We start from the raw sequence: 13,567 nt of genomic DNA, 5'->3' as shown, positions 1-13,567 counted from the left end.
CTGGAGTTATTGGGCTTTTAAATACACACTGGGTTTAGTGCGGCACACCACCCAAGCAGGGTAAACCCCAGCCAATACCGCGGTAGAGATAGCAATTAATGGCGTGATAATCCACATACTGGCATCAAGCCCAGTAACACTTTGGTCCATTGAAAAATAGCTATGCAGCGCCGTTAACGACCCCCAAGCCCATAACAAACCCACTACGCCACCGATAAAACCAATCATACCCACTTCGACCATATACTGACTAAAAATCTGTCCACGACTGGCACCAATAGCACGACGAACACCCACCTCTGGCGCACGCTTTAAAAACTTGGTTAGCAACAGCCCGAGAATATTCACCAAGCACACGCTTAAAAACAGCAAGCTTAAACCGACGAGTATTTTGTTATCTTTGGGCACCACATCGTTATCTTCAAGCCATTTCGCGATGTCGCTAATTTGCACTGACTCGCTAGGGATTTTAGCGGTATCAGTAAAGCGGCCGAGCGCTCTTTGCTGCTCAACATAACGCGTTAACCAGCCTAAAAAGCTTTGTTTCTGCTCATCGGTGTTCAGTTCAGTCCAAAATTGAATCCATACTTTTTCTGACGCTAAGCGGTCGCTGTATGTGATCATGGGTTCGAACTTCCAACCGCTGGTGTTACCCCATACATCAAATTCTTCTTGGCCTGTTAACGAAAACGGAATGAATATCTCTTCAGCATCATTAAACGCACCATTTAGTGGATCGTAGTATTTAGGTTGCGGATTCCAGTCATCAATCACCCCAACAATTTGATAAGGTTTACGGTCTAAAAAGAGTGTTTTGCCTACGCTATTTTTACCTTCAAAAAAGCGTAAATTTAATTTTTGACTAATCACTACTTGGTAAGCTGGGCGTAAATCAACACTGGTATCCCAGTAACTGCCATAAATAAAGGGTACCGAAAAAATCCTAAAAAAGTCTCTGTCGGTTAACCGAACGCTGTTCAACACGGGTTCAATTTTAGGATTGTCAGATTGTAATGCTAAGCCGGTTCGATAAGTCGCTGCTTTGAGGCTTAATTCTTTGTTATTGCGCAAGTTCATCGCATCCATATAGGTGATGCTTGGAATAAACTCATCCCAGGTATCCAAGCCTTGGCTCCACAACTGCACTGAATTAATCACCTCACTGCGATCGCCCGCCGGATTATAAGACATAGTTTTATAGACATTGAGCGTAGTGATAGTAATGCCGATACCAATCGAAATCGCTAATACCATCAACATCGATAACATCGGTGTTTTACGGATACTTCGCCACGCTAAATCACAATAGTAAAAAAACATAGTGTTCCCCTTAGCGAGTGCCGGTAGCAGCTGGTTGGTACATCGAAAAATCACACACTTGACCATCAACAATTTGAATATTGCGCTGGGCACGACGCGCAAGCTCTGAGTCATGGGTCACCATAATAATAGTGGTGCCTTGTTGATTGATATTTTCAAGTAATTCCATCACCTGGCGCGCCATTAAGCTGTCTAAATTACCGGTTGGTTCATCGGCTAATAAAAACCGTGGTTCGCCTGCTAATGCACGCGCAATAGCGACACGTTGTTGTTGTCCGCCAGACAATTGCGTCGGTAAGTGTTTCATCCGCGCACCTAAGCCGACTTGTTCTAATGCGGACTCGACTCGGCGCTTACGCTCACTGGCATTCATACCGCGATAACGCAGCGGCACTTCAACATTTTCGGCCAGATTAAGATCGGGAATAAGGTTGAACCCCTGAAAGATAAAGCCAATTTTTTCATTACGGACTTTAGCGCTTTTGTTGTCACTTAAATTCGACACATTAACGCCATCAAGGCTGAACTCGCCAGAGGTAAAGCCTTCGAGCAAACCCGCAATATTCAAAAAGGTGGTTTTACCTGAACCAGACGGGCCTGTCACCGCAACAAACTCACCTTCTTTCACTTCAAGGTTAAAGTCGCGTAGCGCATGGGTTTCAACTAAGTCAGTTTTGAATACTTTACTGATATTTTTCATGGATAACATAATGGCTTCCTTGGTTAATTCGGTTGTCGCATCCCAGCGCCTAGGGCTGATAATGTCAATCTTGCAAATCTGAATACGGCTTTGTTAAATACTTTTGTTTTTAATGCTATTGGCGTCAGTGCCGTTAGTATTAGTCATGGCTAAAACAGCAGCTTAATCTTGACCATGTCGCTAATATCAATATGCAAACTAACGGTAGGACTAATATCTCTTAATCGATTCGAAACCTGGCTACTCATGTCAATTAATTGCAAACTAACCGATAACCAATCTGTATGATTATCAATGCGATAACTCACCGCTATTGCGAGAATAAATAACGCCAGTAGCGCGATAAGCTGTCTACGTTGAATAAAAGTCATAGAATGTCCTTACTCAGTTGAGTGTTTGGTTATTTGATTCGTTATTGATTTAGCTATCGACTTAATTATCAACTTAGCTATCGGATTTGAATTGTTGGATCATTTTTAAAGGTTTCGGTACCGGATATCACCCATACATCACCGGCTTCACCGCCTTCAAGCACTTCAACCTGGCTCATACTGCGTGCGCCCAATTTAACGACTTTCTTATGAGCAACAGCGTCACTCACTTGATACGCCACTTCGCCGCCCATATTGAGAAAATCACCGCGTTTCACTATCAATACATTGGGCCTGTTTTCCAGTAAGACTCGGGCAGACAAACGCTGATTTTGACGTAACGATAAGGTGTTACTGTCAGCAAAACGCACTCGGGCGGTCACTTCACGATTACGTACTTCGGGTGAAATTGACGATAATTGGCCTACCACATTAACGTTACCAAAACTCAGCTCGACATCCATCCCTAAACCCAGTTCATCGGCATAAGACTCTGGCACAGCTAACTCAGCTTCAAAGGCAGTTAAATCGACCACAGTTAATATTGGTTGGCTGGCGGCAATACGGGCTTTTTGTTCCACCAGCCAGTTACCAATAATGCCGCTAACCGGCGCGATAATACTCAAGGCGTTGGCTTGACGAGTTAACTCTCTCACGACTAAAGCCTGGCGTTGTACTTCAAGGGTGCGGTTTTTAATTTCAAAACTGAGGGTATCGCGCATAAGCTCGACTTCTTGCTGGGCATGCTTATGTAATAATTTGGCTTTGTGTAAATCATCTTTGCTTTTTTCAAAATCGATTTTGCTGATCAAACTCGACTCAATCAATTGATCGCCACGACGACTTTCACGATCTGCGGCTTCTAAATCCACTTTCGCCATGTCTAAAATCTGGCTAACACGCAATTGCTCACGGCGGGCATCTAACTTGGCGCGCTCTAAACTGCCCTGCATGCCTTCAAGCATCGACTGCTGTTGTTGCAATTCACTTTGTAAACGCGGACTTTCAATCTTGGCTACCACTTGCCCCAGCTCAACTTCATCACCAGGCTGACTTAATAGCGTCACCACACCTTCTTCCGTGCTATATAAAATGGGCGCATTGGCCGCCACAATTTTACCGGTAGTGGCAATATCACGCACCAAAGTGCCACGGGTTAAGGTTGCCAAACGTAAATCAGCACCATCAACCGAACGTTGATTACTGTCATGACTTAAACTCGCCCACACCAACGCGCTCATCAAAATTGCACCGCAACCTATCATCAAGGGTAAGCGCAATTTACGGCCTAACTTAGGCGCAATAACAGTATCTTGGCTACTTGTGTCTTTAATCATCTCAGGTCCTTAGGTAACGCGCTGACCGCACCCACCTCTTCACATTTATACCAAGATAAAGCACAAGCCATGCCAATAGTTATTTATTGTTATTTTTCAGAATGATAATGATTTATAAAGATAACCGAACACCCTAAAAGTGTCCGCGGACAGGTGTGAAAACTGTCCGGTCATAGAGAAAGTGTCCGAGCGGACACTTATGGTTTGCTTTGTACTTATGGCCTACGGCCACGAATGAATAAGATAGTCAGATTGCCCTACACAGGCCAAATACCGCGTCATTCCGGCAATGTTTTTGAGCCGGAATCCAGGTGTTATTTTTGCTTTGCACTTTTGTGCTTTTGTACTTTATGGCCTGCGGCCACTAACGCTTAAGATCGCAAGGTTCCACCTGCACGGGCCAAATACTACGTCATTCCGACAATGATTTTGAGCCGGAATCCAGGTGTTTGTTTATGCTTTGTACTTATGGCCTACGGCCACTAACGTCGTGGCGCTTCACCCACACCAGACCAAGAGGAAATTAACGGCTATTCCCTCTTGGAACTCCCAGCCACCACATCAAAATTATCTGAAAAGCGATAATTTCGCGACGTGGTTGAATCCAGCTTTTAACTTCGTCTGTGTGTTCTTCGGCCTTATTCAAAAATGCTAACGCTTCCGATGGGGCGTCCCTTCCCCTCGAAAGCTAGCTGGCCGTCCATGGCCAGCTCACGTCATTTTCTTCAACGGCCTCAAGTTCAGAGTTGAATTTGCACATTTCTAACCTAGGCATCTAACTAATTTAGGTACGAAAATTGGTTAGAGCAAAATAAAAATGGGTATCTTAGTTATTCTAAATGTGCAGATGATTAAGCGAGACGCCGCGAGCACATCCATGTGGGCTTAACCAAAACATCCCTGTTTTGGATACTCGCTGACTCATCTACACCAGTAATTTAATTCTCTTCGATATAGCCTTTTGTGTATCTAGTAGTAAGACTTAAACAAAAATTAAAACTATTTCAGCTAGTTAAGTAAAGCGAGGATGTTGATAACCGGGGGATGTTTCCTTTTCATCATGACGTAAATTAAACAGCAATATTTTCAAAAACTTATGTTTTGCAGAAATTTAAACCATGAATGACTATGAATGATCTTTTTGGCTGGCTTGTATTTTATTTAACTCTTGAGACAAAACACTTTCCACTGTGTCGTGTTGCGGTAGTTGTTTTTCAAGTATATCAACTAGTTCATTATATTTAGGTGAAGCACCAAGTTGTGGCAACAATATCGTTAAAATAACTAAGGGAATAGCCAAATAGGCAAACTGTTCTTCAGGTAAAACGCCAAACAACATGGCGATTAAAAGGCCAACTAATATCGCAAATAACACTGGCTGGAACAGTTTACTTTTGTTTCGTGATTTAATGGCAGCTTTAACAACTGCAACTTCTTTTTGAGTCATATCCATTATCAAATATCCATAAAAAATAATGTTTTAGTATTTGTGCTTAACACGGTTTACAAAGCATAAATCACTTGTTGGACTTGGTCGATACCATATATACATTTTAGGTAACTTTTACTTAACATGATGCTGTAAGCATTTTCTTCAACAGATCCAAGTTCAAGGTTGAATTTATACATTTGTAAGCTGAGGCTAACTCGTTTTTTAGACAAACGTTGGTTTAAGATATGGCCTGCGGCCACTAACGCTTAAGATCGCAAGGTTCCACCCTGCACGGGCCAAAAGGGGATCAACAGCAATCCCCTCTTGGATCACCCCTGCCGTTCCGGCAACATTTTCGCTATTTAACCAAACAACAGCAGCGAAAAAATTGCGACGGAAATTGAGCCAGCTTTAAACCGTATTTGAATCCTGCCTCGGCCCTTTTTACAATAAAGAGTGAAAATGCTAACGCTTCCGATGGGGCGTCCCTTCCCCTCGAAAGCTAGCCAGACATCCATGTCTGGACTCACGCTATTTTCTTCAACGGCCTCAAGTTCAGAGTTGAATTTGTACATTTTTAAACAAGACTTCTAAGTCATTTATGAACAAAATCTTGATATGGGCTTAGCTAAATTAGAAGTTCGAGAATCAGTTAGGATATGAAAAAGTTGCATACTCATGCGACCAGCATTAATGCTTTACTAGTTTCGAAATTTACACATTCTGTCTTTATTTAATTCACTGATACTTGCAATTTTATCAAGGGCTTCATTAACCTTAGTGGCCAAATCTTGGCTGCTCCCTGAAAGTAGCATAAAGACTCGAATATAATCCGTTAGCTCTTCACCTTCAAAGCTCATGAATAAATCATAAATCTCTTCTGTCTTGAGCCTTGCTAATATTTCAGCTTCAGACGAGTTGTAAGAATTTGAACCACTCCTCAAGTCCAATATATCTTTCACTGTCGGCTCTGGCTTTAACTCTAAGTAAGCTTTACGCAATCTTTCAATAAACCGCTCGTCTTTAATCTCAAATGAGAAAACACTATCTACATCAAAATCTTCGGGACTCCCACGCTTCGAGTCAATGAAAAACTCAATCAACTCATCCGCTTTTTCATCCTTTCCAATCGTACGTAACACCTTCAAACCAGAGCTATATTGAGAAGCAGAAGTACTAGACGCTATATCTCGCATTCCCTCTTCAAATGCTAAAGTAATATCTTTTTCGTTACTATTAAATGATCCATGGAAAAGCTTCCAAGCCTCATCCCATTTAGCACTAGCATTTTGAATTTCAAACTCTTTCTGTTTATGTATACATAGAGGAATTAACTTTTCTTTATCAAGAAACCCCTGCTCAATACCACGAGCAACAGCCAAATCTATCTCATCGGTATATCCGTAACCATATCGATTTAACGTAATATTCCAACGAACGGTTATTTCTTTCGTCCATCCCACCTGTTCATTTTCCTTCCTAATCCCAGATTGGTTTACAAACGCAAATTCTGGAATGCATTTTTCATCAGCACCATGGCAGTAGTAACACCAACTAAGCACTATAGTAGAGTGAATCACTTGCCTCTTGATGCTTTCATCGAAGCCGTTGACCAACTCTAAGAATTCCTTCGTGTGCTCAACTATCTTTCTGATTACTCGTTTATTTTTAATATCTAGTCCAACACAGCAATCACGAACGTAATGCCTGAACTCGAAGTCTTCAGCAAACATAGTGTCAAAGCACTGTCCTGCGGTAGGTTCGAAGTGGAGTTGTCTATCGACTATTTTCTCTTTGTACTTCCTGTAATCTTCGAAAGTTGCGTCCCCAGCTTGCTCATTAAGCAATAAGACAACCTTGCACCCTTTTTGCTCCTTGAAGAAAGAAACTAATCCCATAAAGTCTTTGATACTGATACCGTTACTATGGCGCTCTAAGTCATCAAAACAGACTATCGTTTTGTTCATTGCTAATTGAGAAAGTGAATTAATAAGGCTACCGATACCTCCGACATACTTACTCACATAGGGTATTTTTGTATCCTTAATCAGATCAGCAACTTTTTTTGAATAGCCTTTGATGTTAGGCGATTCTCCAATTTGCTTGGTATCAATCGTGTTTAGGAACGTAGTTTGTTTTAGCTCAGCAATAGAATTAATCCCAAACAGTGAAACGTAGGAGTATGATTTCAAAACGCATTCATGTTTGAATTCTTCTATGTACCGCTCCCAGCTATAAGTCTTACCGACCCCCCAATCACCTTTAATAGCCAGCACTTCAGGAGTATCTGAGGAAAGGAACCTTCGAATTTGTTCTTTAACTAATTCAATTGACATATTTGTAAATTCCCTACAGAACAGAATGGTATCGAGACCAATATAAACTAATTAATCAATATGTTGTACAAAATAAAGCACCTGTGTAAGCATCCATAAAAAAGCCAATGGCTTTGCTTTTGTCATGACTATTTGTATGAGGCACGTTATAATTCTAAATCACTTTGGGTCAAAAACGAGTTAGTTCTCTTGTCTTTAAAAAGGACAGATTCAACTCTGAACTTGAGGCCGTTGAAGAAAATAGCGTGATGCTCACATGGATGTGAGCTTAGCTTTCGCGGTACAGGATGTACCATCGGAAGCGTTAGCATTTTCGAATAAGGCCGAAGAAGATTTCAAACGAAGTCAAAAGCTGGATCTATCCCCATGGCGACCTTTTCGCTGTTTGAAAATGTTGCGGGGCGGCTGGGAGTTCCAAGAGGGAACAGCCGTTGGTTTCCTCTTGGTCTGGTGTGGGTGAAGCGCCACGACGTTAGTGGCCACAGGCCATAATTACATATTATTTGGCCCGTGCAGGGTGGAACCTTGCGATGTTAATTCAAACGAAGTTTGAAAAATCCGGTGTGGGTGAAGCGCCACGACGTTAGTGGCCGCAGGCCATAAAAGCAACAAGCAAACACCTGGATTCCGGCTCAAAAGCATTACCGGAATGACAAAGTATTTGGCCCGTGCAGGGTGGAACCTTGCGATGTTAATTAAAACGAAGTTTGAACAAAAAAGCTGGATCCCGGCTCACAATCATTACCGGGATGACGGAATAAGTAATCGAATATACCGCCACGACGAAATAAGAAATCGATTATGCTGCACGACGAAATAAAGTCTTACTTTCTTACTTTATCCAACGCCTCACAAACCGCATTAACGCCTTGAATTGCCCTTGGGGTTGCCCGATGCAGTAAATCGGCATCAAACTGATATATATGCTGGTTTTTTACCGCGGGTAGCTCAGGCCAGTCAGACCAATTAATACCTAAAATATTGCCTTCATCTTGGCTTTGTAAAATCACTTGTGCGCCAGTTAGTAACACATTTTCGATGCTAATTTGTGGATACTCACTTGCTGCATCATAAAACACATTTTCACCATGGCACACTTCAATAAGGTTTTGGATCCAACTGCCCTTAGCAACTGTCATCAACGGTGTTGACCATAATTGATAAAACACTTTTACCGCAGGCTTCGTTTGGTTTTGCAACGTAATATCAGCCAATTGCTGACGATAGTCATCGGCCACTTGCTTGGCTTTAACCGAATGTCCGGTGAGTTTACCCAGCAGTTCAATATCCGTCGCAACATCAGCTAAGCTTTTAGGATCACTATTCACAACGGTAAAACCTAAATCACGTAACTGATTAATGTCTTCCATTTTATTACCGCTTTGCCACACCAGCACCAAATCGGGATTCAGTTCAATCACTCGCTCGATTTGAATACCGTAATAACCACCAATACTCGGAATATTCTTAGCTGCTGCAGGGAAATCGGCATAATCGGTGGTGGCAACAATTGAGTCGCCGGCACCAATAGCAAACAGCATTTCAACTCCATGAGGCGATAAAGCAATAATCCGTTTTGCCGGCGGCTTATCTTGTAAATCATCTGAAGCCGTCGATTCAGCCGCGGGTAAAATGAGTGATATAGACGAGAGCCCAATCACTGTGATGAGCGATAAAAATACACGTAGCAAAATACTGTCCTTAATCGAAATGTTTTTAGTAATGAATAGTAATAGTGGTGACTATTAGTGGTGACTATTAGTGGTGACTATTAGTGGTGACTATTAGTTGTGACTATTAGTTGTGACTATTAGTAGTACTAATGGTTGCTATTAGTGGTTGCTATTAGTGATTGCTAGCACTCGTTATTTAATGATGGTGTTAACACAGATTATTGCACCAGTTTATCGGGCCAACCATGGTTATCAATGTAATTTACCAAATTTTTCGGTCGATAATTACTGTCATTCAGCCAGCGCGTTTTAACCGACTGATGCAATAATATCGTCGCTTGCTCGGGGTCAAGCTCGCGTATAAAGCGTTTTTTAACCCGATAAAAGCTGCGATATGAATCTTGAATATCCGCCATAGGATTAGGCAATAAAGCATCGGCTAAATGTAACTCGACCGTTAAGTTAACTGCTCGCGCTTGGCTTATCATCCACTGCAACGCTATATCAGACAAGGTGCTACCGTCATCATTGGGGGCAACGCTACCACCAATATTACTGTGGGCGCCAATAAACCAAACCTGCTGTATGTCTATGCTGGTACGAGGTGCCCAAATGGTTGGTTCAAAATCGCTGCGATGCTCATCTAACGCGAGTGCATGGCGAGCCACTTTGACATTTCGGCCTAACTTGGCGTCATAAAACTCATCTTTATCTTCAAACATGCCTAAAAAAGACAGCGGGATCCCCATCGCCCCTACGGTGTCCCACACGCCAACAAAAGCCACTTCACGTGAAGGATGCGAATGTTGCTGACGAAACGCCACAGAGCGATCACCATCTGGTGAAAAAGGTTGAGTTTTCATTTTATAGTGGTCAAACGCTTGCTGAATAAGCTTGGCATCTGGCCGAGTGACAATACCGCAATTATTGATGAGGCCACACAAACAACGCACTGTGTATGCACCACGGCTAAAACCAAACAGGTATATCTCGTCGCCAGGAGAGTAGTTTTGCACTATGTAGCGATAAGCATCCATAATGTTTTTATGTAAGCCGCGCCCAGTTGCCCCACCAATCATGGAGTCATAGTACGAACCAATTCCCCAATCGTAAAACACCTGTTGCGGTACACCATCATCAGTAATGGGTTTGATGGCTCTGGCGAGTTTAAGTACATTAGTGGCGTGATCTTTTTCAAGATCTTTTTCTGGCCGATTCCAGGTTCCATCGGCACAAATGACAATACGTTTATTCATATCAATCCCTGACATTCTCTGAGCGAACATTCATAAAAATTATCATAGCCATAATAGACTAAATGCTTATTTGCACCACGGTAAAAATAACCAATACTCGACAGCTCACTTAATCATTCGAGTAACTGACCATGATAACAGCAGAACAAAGTGTATTAATGATTGTAGACGTACAAGGCAAGCTAGCCCAGGTTATGCAGCAATCAGCTCAACTACACCAAAAACTTGCAGTATTAATTCAAGGTGCACAACTATTTGATATTCCGATTATTTGGTTAGAACAATTACCCAATAAATTAGGCCATACCAGCGACGAACTCGCACAAATATTATCGCAAACAACTAAACCTATCGCTAAAGAGCACTTTAGTGGCTGGCATTGTGAAGAAGCAAAACAACAACTTAAAGCATTAAACCGCAATAATGTCATTCTTGCGGGTATCGAAACCCATGTTTGCGTTTACCAAACGTGCAAAGATTTACTGGCCAACGACTATCAAGTGCATCTTGTTGCCGATGCTGTTGCATCAAGGGGTACAGACAATAAAGTACTTGGGGTGCAAATGATGCTTAATGATGGTGCCAATCTCACCAATGTTGAATCACTACTGTTTGAGCTACAACATGTTGCCCAAGGTGACCGCTTTAAGGCTCTACTGAAATTGATAAAGTAGCCATATGATATCGGTGTGGGTATGATGTTAAAAAATATAACAATAACATCATACCGCTATGCATCAATTTGATCGGCCCATTATTATTTTATCCGCGCCTCGTTCAGGCAGCACTTTGTTGTTCGAAGTTCTATCAAAAAGCCAGTCTATATGGACCATTGGCGGCGAAAGTCATGCGCTAATTGAAACCATACCCAAGCTGAATATCGCCTATCGTCAATTTAGTTCTAATGCGTTAACGGAACAAGATATCGATGACGAATTACACCAGCAATTACTGCTACGTTTTAGCGATGCGCTGCAAGATAATCAGGGTAATAAACCCGATAGTATTGATACGACTAATATCCGCTTTTTAGAAAAAACCCCAAAAAACAGTTTGCGGGTCGACTTTTTTAATGCGCTGTTTCCCGACGCTTTATTTATCTATTTAGTGAGGGAGCCTAAAGAAAACATCAGCAGTATTATGCAAGCGTGGCGGTCGAATAAGTTTGTCACTTACCCAAATCTACCGGGATGGGATAAGCGTAATTGGTCGCTACTGCTACCAGAAAAATGGCAGCAACTTAATCGCCAGCCATTACAGGCTATTGCCGCGTTTCAATGGCAATCTGCTAATGAAGCGATTATGGATTCATTGCAAAAGATCGACAGTAATCGCTGGTGCATGGTGTCTTATGATCAATTAATTGCAGATCCTGCGAAAACCGTTAAGCAACTATGCCAATTTACCGGTACGGATTTTGACCCTGCTTTAGCGCAATTATGCAGTAAGCCATTAGCGCATTCTCGCTACACCATCTCGACACCTAAAGCCAATAAGTGGCTCGAAAATTATCATGACATCGCCAAAATTTGGCCGAGTACGGCTGCAACACTGAACAAAATCAATCGTCATTTACGCCAGCGCGGTCATCCAATCTATGACACTCAATGGCAGCAACACGACATTGCAGAGCCTGTAGCACTGACACCCGAACCAACTGAAAAACTCGCTACGCCAAGCGAGCAAAATGTATCTCGTAACAGTCCCTGCCCTTGTGGGTCTGGCAAACGATTTAAGCAATGCCATGGCCAGTTGCGTTAGCCGTTTGATTTAGTCATTTGAGTAAGTCATTTGTAAATAGTCAGTAGAACGGGTAAAAATACCGGTTCAGAAAATCATAACGTTAAGCGCCGCATTACAGAGAGCCCAATTATGAAGTTACCCCATGAGTTTTATCAGTTACCTTTTCGCTTTGATGTTGGTCAATTAACCAAAGAGATCGGACAATTTACCGAAGCAGATTGGGTAACTCATCATGAAGGTTTTCAGGGTAATTCGGCTATTCCGTTAATATCAGTCAATGGCGAATTTAATAATGATTTTAAAGGGCCAATGTTGCCCACTGCGGCGTTAGCAAAAAGCCCTTACATCAAGCAAATACTCGCCTCATTTGGTGAGGTGCTCAGCCGATCAAGGTTAATGCGCTTAGCGCCAGGTGCACAAGTGCCACTGCATTCAGACATTAATTATCATTGGTATAAACGGGTTCGAGTGCATATTCCGATTACTACCACCGAACAAGTACAGTTTTTTTGCCATGACAAACAAGTGCATATGGGCGCCGGAGAGTGTTGGATTTTCGACTCGTGGAAGTTTCACAAAGTGGAGAATAACAGCGACCAATACCGAGTTCATTTAGTGGTTGATTTAGCAGGTTCTAGTCAATTTTGGCGCACGGTGTTTCAACACTCGCGTTCAATCGCAGATGATCAATCAACAGCATTAAACAGTCAGTTAATCGGCTTTAACCCAAGCTCATCTACAACCTTCATCACCGAGCAATTTAATGCCCCAGTGATCATGCCTGTTGCTGAGGTTGAATACTTAACTAATGAGTTGTTAGCTGAGGTTAAACACAACCCTGTAAATCAGATTGCCGAAGTGAATGCATTTTCAGTAGTCATCGCAGAGTTTGTGGCCGATTGGCGGATGTTATGGCTGCAATATGAGTGCACTAAAGCAGGTTGGCCACATTATCATGCGCTACGTGAACAAACCATGATAAAAGCACTACAGTGCGCTAAATCACTGCAACTGACCCATTCTGGTTCAGCGGTAAAGGCGTTCGAACAATTGGTTATCGTGGCGTGTATGAATGTTGAACTTAGTGAGCAATTAGCAACACGCAAACAGGTTATTACTTCGCCAAAAAACTCACCAAAAAGTGCAAATTTAGCATCCGTAAAATCTGCATCAGCAACATCAACATCAACATCAACATCAACAATAATACCAAAAACAGCAGCTAAAAATAACGCCCGCACTATTGCTGCACCGCCATCTCGCAATAGTCCTTGCCCCTGCGGCAGTGGCGAGCGCTATAAAGCCTGTCACGGTAAAGTGAATTAGTGAGAAGAATACCTGCATAGGTTTATCTGAGAATATATACAAAAATGGCGCCCTGAGGCGCCATTTCTATAAA

The 13,567-nt window shown here is 42.3% G+C and carries 11 protein-coding genes; 3 read left to right on the top strand and 8 right to left on the bottom strand.

The features are described 5' to 3' along the window. Positions 1-6: 6 nt before the first annotated feature. The 8 genes from GUY17_RS04875 to GUY17_RS04840 form a co-directional block, all read right to left on the bottom strand. Positions 7-1,320, bottom strand: coding sequence for an ABC transporter permease (locus GUY17_RS04875; protein ID WP_162022485.1), 1,314 nt, complete (start codon positions 1,318-1,320; stop codon positions 7-9). Between the two features lie 10 nt (positions 1,321-1,330). Beyond that, positions 1,331-2,029 (bottom strand): ABC transporter ATP-binding protein, encoded by a 699-nt coding sequence (locus GUY17_RS04870; RefSeq protein WP_123883845.1) that lies wholly within the window; start codon positions 2,027-2,029, stop codon positions 1,331-1,333. 140 nt (positions 2,030-2,169) lie between these two features. Beyond that, complete coding sequence (locus tag GUY17_RS04865) at positions 2,170-2,391, bottom strand: hypothetical protein (RefSeq protein ID WP_101085844.1); 222 nt, start codon at positions 2,389-2,391, stop codon at positions 2,170-2,172. Between the two features lie 77 nt (positions 2,392-2,468). Beyond that, positions 2,469-3,728 (bottom strand): efflux RND transporter periplasmic adaptor subunit, encoded by a 1,260-nt coding sequence (locus GUY17_RS04860; RefSeq protein ID WP_101085845.1) that lies wholly within the window; start codon positions 3,726-3,728, stop codon positions 2,469-2,471. A gap of 1,126 nt (positions 3,729-4,854) precedes the next feature. After that, positions 4,855-5,175, bottom strand: a complete 321-nt coding sequence (locus GUY17_RS04855) for a hypothetical protein (protein WP_162022484.1) — start codon at positions 5,173-5,175, stop codon at positions 4,855-4,857. A 686-nt stretch (positions 5,176-5,861) separates the two neighbouring features. Next, entirely contained in the window at positions 5,862-7,496 is a 1,635-nt protein-coding gene (locus tag GUY17_RS04850; protein WP_101085849.1) for a hypothetical protein, read from the bottom strand. Positions 7,497-8,320: 824 nt separating this feature from the next. Beyond that, complete coding sequence (locus tag GUY17_RS04845; protein ID WP_277949082.1) at positions 8,321-9,139, bottom strand: cobalamin-binding protein; 819 nt, start codon at positions 9,137-9,139, stop codon at positions 8,321-8,323. 248 nt (positions 9,140-9,387) lie between these two features. After that, a complete protein-coding gene (locus GUY17_RS04840; protein ID WP_162022483.1) occupies positions 9,388-10,425 on the bottom strand; it encodes a DUF2235 domain-containing protein in 1,038 nt (345 codons plus the stop codon). 131 nt (positions 10,426-10,556) lie between these two features. Between GUY17_RS04840 and GUY17_RS04835 the strand changes: the two genes are divergently transcribed. The 3 genes from GUY17_RS04835 (at position 10,557) to GUY17_RS04825 (ending at position 13,494) form a co-directional block, all read left to right on the top strand. Beyond that, entirely contained in the window at positions 10,557-11,099 is a 543-nt protein-coding gene (locus GUY17_RS04835) for a hydrolase (protein ID WP_059746537.1), read from the top strand. A gap of 58 nt (positions 11,100-11,157) precedes the next feature. Continuing rightward, positions 11,158-12,186, top strand: a complete 1,029-nt coding sequence (locus GUY17_RS04830; RefSeq protein ID WP_162022482.1) for a sulfotransferase — start codon at positions 11,158-11,160, stop codon at positions 12,184-12,186. A 111-nt stretch (positions 12,187-12,297) separates the two neighbouring features. Further along, entirely contained in the window at positions 12,298-13,494 is a 1,197-nt protein-coding gene (locus tag GUY17_RS04825; RefSeq protein WP_162022481.1) for an aspartyl/asparaginyl beta-hydroxylase domain-containing protein, read from the top strand. Positions 13,495-13,567 lie beyond the last annotated feature (73 nt).

The sequence above is a fragment of the Shewanella sp. Arc9-LZ genome, from assembly GCF_010092445.1.
Classification (GTDB): domain Bacteria; phylum Pseudomonadota; class Gammaproteobacteria; order Enterobacterales; family Shewanellaceae; genus Shewanella.
The sequence above is the reverse complement of the archived record's forward strand: the minus strand, read 5'-3'. Positions and strand labels throughout refer to the sequence as shown.

What these genes read in the sequence shown, in the direction of transcription:
- GUY17_RS04840 (WP_162022483.1), bottom strand. Translation starts at nt 10,425, where the DNA reads ATGAATAAACGTATTGTCATTTGTGCCGATGGAACCTGGAATCGGCCA.
- GUY17_RS04860 (WP_101085845.1), bottom strand. Translation starts at nt 3,728, where the DNA reads ATGATTAAAGACACAAGTAGCCAAGATACTGTTATTGCGCCTAAGTTA.
- GUY17_RS04870 (WP_123883845.1), bottom strand. Translation starts at nt 2,029, where the DNA reads ATGTTATCCATGAAAAATATCAGTAAAGTATTCAAAACTGACTTAGTT.
- GUY17_RS04875 (WP_162022485.1), bottom strand. Translation starts at nt 1,320, where the DNA reads ATGTTTTTTTACTATTGTGATTTAGCGTGGCGAAGTATCCGTAAAACA.
- GUY17_RS04835 (WP_059746537.1), top strand. Translation starts at nt 10,557, where the DNA reads ATGATAACAGCAGAACAAAGTGTATTAATGATTGTAGACGTACAAGGC.
- GUY17_RS04830 (WP_162022482.1), top strand. Translation starts at nt 11,158, where the DNA reads ATGCATCAATTTGATCGGCCCATTATTATTTTATCCGCGCCTCGTTCA.
- GUY17_RS04825 (WP_162022481.1), top strand. Translation starts at nt 12,298, where the DNA reads ATGAAGTTACCCCATGAGTTTTATCAGTTACCTTTTCGCTTTGATGTT.
- GUY17_RS04850 (WP_101085849.1), bottom strand. Translation starts at nt 7,496, where the DNA reads ATGTCAATTGAATTAGTTAAAGAACAAATTCGAAGGTTCCTTTCCTCA.
- GUY17_RS04855 (WP_162022484.1), bottom strand. Translation starts at nt 5,175, where the DNA reads ATGACTCAAAAAGAAGTTGCAGTTGTTAAAGCTGCCATTAAATCACGA.
- GUY17_RS04865 (WP_101085844.1), bottom strand. Translation starts at nt 2,391, where the DNA reads ATGACTTTTATTCAACGTAGACAGCTTATCGCGCTACTGGCGTTATTT.